This window comes from Paenibacillus sp. F411 (assembly GCF_017582705.1).
GTDB classification, from domain to species: domain Bacteria; phylum Bacillota; class Bacilli; order Paenibacillales; family Paenibacillaceae; genus Paenibacillus_AQ; species Paenibacillus_AQ algicola.
Genome location: NZ_JAGFIP010000019.1, coordinates 64,338 through 72,157, shown reverse-complemented (window position 1 = coordinate 72,157; position 7,820 = coordinate 64,338). Strand labels below are relative to the sequence as shown.

General features: G+C 40.8%; 7 protein-coding genes. 2 read left to right on the top strand and 5 right to left on the bottom strand.

Features of this window, described 5'->3' with window-relative positions; genetic code table 11:
• Positions 1–321 precede the first annotated feature (321 nt).
• The gene (locus JJQ72_RS17495) at positions 322–1,050 is read right to left on the bottom strand and encodes a hypothetical protein (RefSeq protein WP_208204471.1); all 729 of its coding nucleotides are present in this window, start codon (positions 1,048–1,050) and stop codon (positions 322–324) included.
• Positions 1,051–1,600: 550 nt separating this feature from the next.
• On the opposite strand from JJQ72_RS17495, the gene JJQ72_RS17490 reads away from it, so the two are divergent.
• Entirely contained in the window at positions 1,601–1,876 is a 276-nt protein-coding gene (locus JJQ72_RS17490; RefSeq protein ID WP_208204470.1) for a hypothetical protein, read from the top strand.
• A 438-nt stretch (positions 1,877–2,314) separates the two neighbouring features.
• On the opposite strand, the gene JJQ72_RS17485 is transcribed toward JJQ72_RS17490, so the two are convergent.
• The 4 genes from JJQ72_RS17485 to JJQ72_RS17470 all read right to left on the bottom strand — a co-directional run bounded on the left by JJQ72_RS17485 (position 2,315) and on the right by JJQ72_RS17470 (position 6,053).
• Positions 2,315–2,938 carry a hypothetical protein gene (locus JJQ72_RS17485; RefSeq protein WP_208204469.1) on the bottom strand — a complete coding sequence of 208 codons (624 nt, stop codon included), beginning with the start codon at positions 2,936–2,938 and terminating at the stop codon, positions 2,315–2,317.
• A complete protein-coding gene (locus JJQ72_RS17480) occupies positions 2,901–3,929 on the bottom strand; it encodes a hypothetical protein (RefSeq protein WP_208204468.1) in 1,029 nt (342 codons plus the stop codon). The genes JJQ72_RS17485 and JJQ72_RS17480 overlap by 38 nt, the downstream gene beginning before the upstream one ends.
• Before the next feature lie 533 nt (positions 3,930–4,462).
• The gene (locus tag JJQ72_RS17475; protein ID WP_208204467.1) at positions 4,463–4,891 is read right to left on the bottom strand and encodes a helix-turn-helix domain-containing protein; all 429 of its coding nucleotides are present in this window, start codon (positions 4,889–4,891) and stop codon (positions 4,463–4,465) included.
• Complete coding sequence (locus JJQ72_RS17470; RefSeq protein WP_208204466.1) at positions 4,851–6,053, bottom strand: YifB family Mg chelatase-like AAA ATPase; 1,203 nt, start codon at positions 6,051–6,053, stop codon at positions 4,851–4,853. The genes JJQ72_RS17475 and JJQ72_RS17470 overlap by 41 nt, the downstream gene beginning before the upstream one ends.
• 603 nt (positions 6,054–6,656) lie before the next feature.
• On the opposite strand from JJQ72_RS17470, the gene sucC reads away from it, so the two are divergent.
• Positions 6,657–7,817 (top strand): ADP-forming succinate--CoA ligase subunit beta, encoded by a 1,161-nt coding sequence (sucC, locus tag JJQ72_RS17465; RefSeq protein ID WP_208204465.1) that lies wholly within the window; start codon positions 6,657–6,659, stop codon positions 7,815–7,817.
• The last annotated feature ends 3 nt before the right edge of the window (positions 7,818–7,820 follow it).

The window sequence follows — 7,820 nt, the reverse complement described above, 5'->3', positions numbered from 1 at the left end:
GGTTCATTAGCCAGGCTACTAATGTCATTGTCAAAACTTTACCAAACTTTGAAGAATGGTTAACAGTATTTTGGAACATCAATGATAATAATGAGATGAGTGTTCCAGTATTCCATGCTTTTTATCCAACATTCGACGAAAGATTCCAGGTATTAAATAATTTATAATAAGATAATCTGAAAAATAACCCCTGCTGGCTTAGGCTGGCGGGGTTATCTTCATGTTGATGATACGCTGAGGTATAACGAAACTGCTATAATAAAAAGGCACGTGAATAGGTAGTGTTTACATTCGTCAGTGCTGGTAGGGTCTTTCTGCGACTTAAAACTGTATTCTATAAGCTCTCGAAAACAAAACCATTTCAATTAACCTAACTAATGTTACGTTTTTGTCTTCTGCATACTTTTTAAGCATAGAAACAAGAGGTGATGTTCGTAAAAATTGATGTAAGGCAATAAGGTATGCGTGATAGTGCCGATAGTTTTGAGTTTTTCCAATAAATAATATATTGTGAATCTTTTCGTCGTATATCGGAAAAAGACCTGGGAAAGTAAAGTGTAGCAATTTAGTGGTAGTTGATAGGGTGTTGTTCCATCGTTCGTTAACATGAATAATTTTATCAGCAAGTATGACAAAAATTTTTATTGGTGTTGGATCGGCGCCAAGAGGCGAAACAAACATTGTTTCGCCATGGTTGGATGAGTAAATATCGCCCATGAATGACTCTATATCAATATTTTCGAGGCGTACATCAAAATAATGGGCCTCTAAACGGGACATCTGTTCCATCGCTCCTGTATCAAATCCTCCAGCTGGAATCGCAGCAACCCAAGAAAACACCCATGATATTCGTTCTGCCCATGATTCAATAAGAGCGGAGTTTCTCGTGTCTTCATATCTTTTCAAAGTTATAGGGTATGTTGTTTCATACCATTGAGACTTATCTCTATAATTTCTACTAACAGTGAAAGAGCGCTCGTTTAGGATTTTTTGCAGATTTCTTTCGTCAGATAAAATAAATTCTAGCTTTTTAATCGTATCAGATATCAACTCTCTACCACTCCTTTAAGCATGACCCGGGCCGTATTTTAATTTATTCTTACAAACTGATTTGCACGCTTTATATCATTTGCAGGTATCCAAATCACTCCGTCATGACGCCGTAATTTAACCAAGTGTTCTGTACAAGATGCTGGTATACCCTGTAGTACCTCATTGTCCCTTAAACGTATCATCACAGGCCTCTTTGCTCGAATTGCTGCTCTAATTTCTTTCTCCCACATTTCCGCTCCCCTCCTTATCTTTAAATACATATTCGATCTGGTAACTTAATTCCCTTCTTCTTACATTGATTTACAAACAAACGTTTGGTTATAATACAAACAAATGTTCTTATTGGAGGCGAGTATTATGGAGAAGTACATTGGAGCAGTCGTCGAGATCATATACATAGACCGTAAAAATAACATCACTCAGAGACAAATTGAAGTTCTTGGTGTCCGGAATGGCCGAGTTAGGGCACAGTGTTTAAAGACTAGATCTCCACGGGTATTTCTGAGCGAGAATATTCTCGCTACAACACGAGTGGGAGGTGGCCGCGATGCTGCCCGATCTGGAGCGTAAACTGCTGCGCATACTTATCAACTACTCAATGCATCGGCGAACCATGCCGTCTGTCAAACAGATGGAGCTTCTTACTGGCCGATCTAAGGTAGACATTACTCAGGGCTTGAATGATCTGGAGAGCAAGGCATATATTGCGTGGCCAGACAGGAAGACAACAAGTGGAATCCAGATTCTTCATGATGAAGAAGATGAGCAGCTACAGGTGCCGACCCAGGATAGCAGTAATCTTGATTATTGGACTTATTATTAGAGAAGAAAACCCTAGGCAACGATTGATAGTTAATGATGAATCGAATCGACTAGTTAATTATGCACAAATTTTTTACATTTTTCAGAAGGTGTACCTAATCCAGATATCAGTCTCATTTGATATATGGTAAAAGAAGTGAGTATAACTCCGGATAAAAGGATTCAGACCAGACCGTTGACATAAAGAAAGGAAAAGAGCTTATTTTTCTGAAGGTTGTTGGTGGCGAGGTGGAAGTTAAAAGTAATTAGAGCGTAGACCCTACCAGCGCAAAATGCGATAGGGTCCTTCTTATACACTAGACTATTTCTTTACTCACATTGGATTTATCATGTGTTTAAAACTAAAGTGATGAGGTCAGTTAATATAAGGTAGGCGAAATTTAGTTCATTTCTTTCTGTGCAAGAATAGAATTGCATTGAAGATGGTATTGGCTTTTATTCATTTGTTATTTTCATTTGCAATGAAAAGTACGTACCTAAATAATAAAGAAACATTTCTTAAAGAAACAAAGAGAGTATGTAGTAGTAAAGCTGATAGAAGAGCACCCAATGTAGATAGAGTTACTCGTACTACCATAGGGTCTAGAAAATTCATTACAATTCGTATATCTTGGAGATTTTTATTTATTATGACATATATTATTCCAATTATAAGGAGCACTATCTCTGTACTAATAGCATAGCTGAAAAACGTGACAATTTTGTGTAGAATACTTTCATCGTCTTGCTCAGATTCTTTTATTAGCTTGCTTAGGGTATCCTGATTTGTCGATGCAATAATAGCTAGGCAAGTGGTGTTGAAACCTGCTAAGATTGCCATTACCGATAGAGATCCTGTGATAATATCAGTAAAGATTTTAATTATTTCGGTGTTGGATTTTGAGAGTGTACCAATAGTGGCAAACAGGGCAACTGAGAGTACAACCGGTACACCAACATCAAAAATCAATTCTTTTTTAGATGAATACGTAAAATATTGAGTTATTATCACATTCAGATGTTGATTAACTGAATTCTTTTTTTGTTTAATCTTTCGTGGTTGCGCTTTCCAGTTCATGTTCATAGTTATCATCACCATATACTTTATTTGGTTTAATAGGTATACTACGCTTGTATTCTATTGGGTTGTCGTATTTGGAAATTCGAACCATCTCAGAAATTAAGTCTTGAAAGTTTATTATTCCGTTAACGTTTACGCTCACTTTTGCTACATATGACATCGATACGCTGTTGGATAAGTAATCAATTTGTCTACGTCGACCATCCGAGGAACCAATGACACCGTAGCCATCGTAAGCCTCTAGCTCCATTAAACTTCTAATATAAGCCTCAACATGTTTAATACTTTTTCTCTTTAACTTGTTAATTAAACTAATTTTAACTCCTTGATAATCTTCAAGTTCATTTTCACTTGCTTGCTTGGCTAAGAATTGTATTGCGTCATTGTTTGTACCCTCTTCAATGTCTGAATAAACATAGACTTCTTTAATGGTTGTTAGTTCATTTAATTCATCAAAAAAACCTTTGGAAGGAACTGTTGTAACAGAAACATATGCACTCCTAGGTAATGTCATGATTTCTTTGTTCAATTTGTTGAACTTTTGTATATAACTTTCTACAAGACCCATTTTTGATTTGAAATAACGTTGAAGAATTTCACGTGATATAACATGTTCATCATCATGTTCCACTAAGATTAATCCTGTGACTTTATCTATAGTGAAATATACTTCATTGATTACTCCTTCGTTATTATTTTTTGTACCTGTTACTGTTTGGTTATAAACATCCATAATTTCTTGTGTTTTTCCATAACGAGCTGTAATAAACTTTCCTTCAACGATATCAGAATCGTCACTATCATGATAGGAATGTAAATTGATCATTTTGTGTCTGTAGAGTAGCATACGATTAACTTCTTTTTGTTGCATTAAGAGGTATAACAAAACAGCAATTTGCTCATGGTCATATCTCCCAACAACATAAGACCTGTTTTTAAAGTATTTTGGGGTGCATAAATCATAAGCATGAATTCTAATGTCTGTCGTTAACACATCTAAGCCTCCAAATCTAAGACAGACAAACCAAACATTTGTTCCTTTTTTTTATAGTACTAGAAAAGAAATGTATAATCTAGTATAGTATAAATGAATGATATAACTGAAACTGGGCATGTAGGGTTTGCTGCATGTCTTTTTTTTTTTTTTTTTTTTTGTTAATTTTACATCATAAGTCCTAGTACTTACAGTCCTAATTTTGTTAATTCTGAGTTAATATGACAATTTGGTGAAGCGGTATATAATGAATATAATTTTTTAGAATTTTTTGATAAAAGATGACATCATAAAAATGGTCACAGATTTGGTCACAAACTCATTAAAACATGCTAATCCTGTAGGAGAGAAAACCCTTTGAAATCAAGGGGAACTGAACCGATTAAAATCGAAATTAACGCTTCCCTTAAATCAGTTGGTTAGAGTGGTTGGCTCATAACCGAATAGTCGGAGAGATGGATCAAGATCGACAATATAGTAGCTTTTAGGTAGAAAACCAATCCGTGGAACAATCCTCACGGGTTGGTTTTTGTTTATTCAGTAATCTGCAAGTACATCTTCAATTCTTGTAGGTTCTTACTGGAAGGTCTAACCTTATTCGTCTCCCAGTTCAAGATTGACTTTGGATCCACATTTAGATTCATTGCTAATTTCTCTTTTGTATATCCTTTATAAAGACGGGCCTTCTTTATTCTTTCACCCAGAGTTTTCTCAGGGAGAGCTTCAAAACACCCCAGGTAATAAATGGGCCGGTTAAGACAGGCTGATATCTTTATAAGGCTTTTTAGTGAGGGAGGATGGACACCATTTTCCATCATTGATATAGCTTCTGGTGTCAGGCCAGATAAAGCAGCAAGTTCTCTAATTGATAAGTTCGCTTCTATTCTAGCAGCCTTAATCTTTGATCCAGGAGTGTTGGAGTCAGAGGGTGTATTTAGTGTTGTGAGGTTTTTCTTCTTCATTATATAGATGCCAGAGGTGTTCTCTGCACGGACACGGATTCATCGAGGCAGCCAGCATAAACCGGGCAGGGTACGTAAAGACGGCTCTGGAGCGGCTGATCGTCACCTCATAATCCTCCAGCGGCTGGCGAAGCACTTCCAGGACGCTGCGCGAATATTCCGGCAGCTCATCCAGAAACAGTACGCCGCGGTGAGCCAGGCTAACCTCGCCGGGCTTCGGTATGCCTCCTCCACCAATGAGGCCGCCGGGAGAGATCGTATGATGAGGAGAGCGAAAAGGGCGCTTGCGGAGCAGCGCATCATCCTGCTTCAGCTTGCCGGCGGCACTGAAAATTTTGGTCGCCTCCAGCGCTTCCTCTTCACCAAGCTCTGGTAAAATAGTCGGCAGCCGCTTGATCAGCATCGTCTTCCCGGTGCCGGGCGGACCAATAAGAATGAGATTATGCATGCCTGCAGCAGCAATGGTCATCGCTCGCTTGACATGCAGTTGACCGTAGACATCACTGTAGTCCTCTGCAAACGCAGATTCTGCAGATGAAGGGACCGTCCCAGAGGCAGAAGAAGAGTCAAAGGTAAGCCTTCCAAGATCCACAACAGGAGGCCGTCCCTTGCGTGACGACGTAGCCGCCTCTGTCTTCGCTATGCTCTCACTTGAGCTGGAACAGGTCTCCAGCAGCTGACTGAGATGCTCCAGGCTATAAATAGGTATGCCCTGAATCAGAGACGCTTCCTGCGCATTGGCCTGCGGCAGCAGAATGCCTTGAAAGCCTTTGGTTCTCGCTGCTTCTGCGATGGACAGCGCTCCCTTTACCGGGCGAAGACTACCGTCAAGTGCGAGCTCTCCGATGATGAGCAGCTTCTCTGCTGCAGGGAGCACCAGCTGTTCGCTCGTGGTCAGAATCCCGAGAGCAACTGCCAAGTCAAAGGCGGCGCCCTCTTTCCGTAAATCAGCCGGAGCAAGATTGACAGTAATCCGCTGCAAAGGATAGGTGAAGCCGCAGTTCTTGATCGCAGCCCTTACCCGTTCGACGGATTCTCGAATCGAGGAGTCCGGCAATCCGATAATGTTAGTTTGGGGCAGGCCATTAGCCAGATCTACTTCAACCTGAATGGGTACCCCCTCAATGCCATACAAGCATGCGCTGTGCAGCTTGCCATACATAAAAAGCACCTTCTCTCTGAGATCCATTTCACTTTTGCATGTCAAAAGTGGGGTTGCATCAGAAAAAAGGTGCTTCCTTATTTTCGTAGATACCTATTATTGTAAGAAAAGGTGGATTTAAAGTCAACATAAACGTAGTTAGCCGCAGTTCAATGTTGTTCAATAATAGGTTGGTAATTATTATTTAACCGTAACTACCATCTCCTTACAAGTGTTATAGGTGTAAAGCTTTCGATGCTGACTAATCGAGAGCAACACCTGAAAGGGGCTGGGATGCGTTGAACATAGTATGGAGCAATGTATTTCTATTTTTATTTGTACCGGCAGCGCTGCTGGGAACAATTCTAGGCATTATCCTCTATCTTATACTTCGAACGAAGAAGCATTAAAGAGATCTCTTTGATACACAATTAAGGAAAAATCATTCATGAAATAACTTATTTTCCCAAATATTCTCTAGAATGAATCATATCCATATCAAAATACTTTAGATGGCTGAAGCGATTTTTAAGGTAAGCGTTTTAAAATCGTGTTACAATAGCTTGGGTTTAAGTATAGGTGAAAAAGGCCTTGTTCCAGTCAGTTTGATAGGAGGATTCCAGAATGAATATCCATGAATATCAAGGAAAACAAGTACTGAAGCAATATGGAGTAGTCGTTCCAAACGGAAAAGTAGCATTCACGGTGGATGAAGCTGTGGAGGCCGCTCAAGCACTCGGCAGCCCGGTTACTGTGGTGAAGGCTCAAATTCACGCAGGCGGCCGCGGTAAAGCGGGCGGTGTTAAAGTAGCGAAGAGCCTGGATGAAGTACGTGCTTATGCAGAGGAAATCCTGGGCAAAGTGCTCGTAACACATCAGACAGGACCGGAAGGCAAGGAAGTTAAGCGCTTGCTTATCGAAGAAGGCTGTGATATCCGCAAGGAATATTACGTCGGCGTCGTTGTGGACCGAGGTACTGGACGTGTAGTCATGATGGCATCGGAAGAAGGCGGCACCGAGATCGAAGAGGTAGCAGCTGCAACGCCGGAGAAGATCTTTAAAGAGGTTATCGATCCTGCGGTAGGTATGCAGATGTTCCAGGCGCGGAAGCTGGCTTATGCCATCAACATTCCGAAAGAGCTGGTCAATAAGGCCGCTCAATTTATGATTGCGCTTTACACAGCATTTGTTGAAAAGGACTGCTCGATTGCCGAGATCAATCCACTGGTTGTAACCGGAGACGGGAATGTTATGGCTCTGGATGCGAAGCTGAATTTCGATTCCAACGCCTTGTTCCGTCATAAGGACATTCAGGAGCTGCGCGATCTGGAAGAAGAGGATGAGAAGGAAATCGAAGCGTCCAAATACGATCTCAGCTACATAGCTTTGGACGGAAACATCGGATGTATGGTTAACGGAGCCGGATTGGCGATGGCAACCATGGACATCATTAAATACTATGGCGGCGACCCTGCGAACTTCCTTGATGTTGGGGGCGGTGCAACAACGGAGAAGGTAACTGAAGCTTTCAAGATCATTCTGTCTGATCCACAGGTTAAAGGAATTTTCGTCAACATTTTTGGCGGCATTATGCGTTGTGACGTTATTGCTACCGGTGTTGTGGAAGCGGCCAAGCAGATCGGACTTACTCGCCCTCTCGTTGTGCGTCTGGAAGGAACAAACGTGGATCTGGGCAAACAGATTCTGGCCGAATCCGGACTGAATATTGTACCTGCTGATTCAATGGCGGATGGAGCGCAGAAGATCGTTTCCCTCGTTCAATAATAT

What these genes read in the sequence shown, in the direction of transcription:
- JJQ72_RS17490 (WP_208204470.1), top strand. Translation starts at nt 1,601, where the DNA reads ATGCTGCCCGATCTGGAGCGTAAACTGCTGCGCATACTTATCAACTAC.
- JJQ72_RS17485 (WP_208204469.1), bottom strand. Translation starts at nt 2,938, where the DNA reads ATGAACATGAACTGGAAAGCGCAACCACGAAAGATTAAACAAAAAAAG.
- JJQ72_RS17475 (WP_208204467.1), bottom strand. Translation starts at nt 4,891, where the DNA reads ATGAAGAAGAAAAACCTCACAACACTAAATACACCCTCTGACTCCAAC.
- JJQ72_RS17470 (WP_208204466.1), bottom strand. Translation starts at nt 6,053, where the DNA reads ATGTATGGCAAGCTGCACAGCGCATGCTTGTATGGCATTGAGGGGGTA.
- sucC (WP_208204465.1), top strand. Translation starts at nt 6,657, where the DNA reads ATGAATATCCATGAATATCAAGGAAAACAAGTACTGAAGCAATATGGA.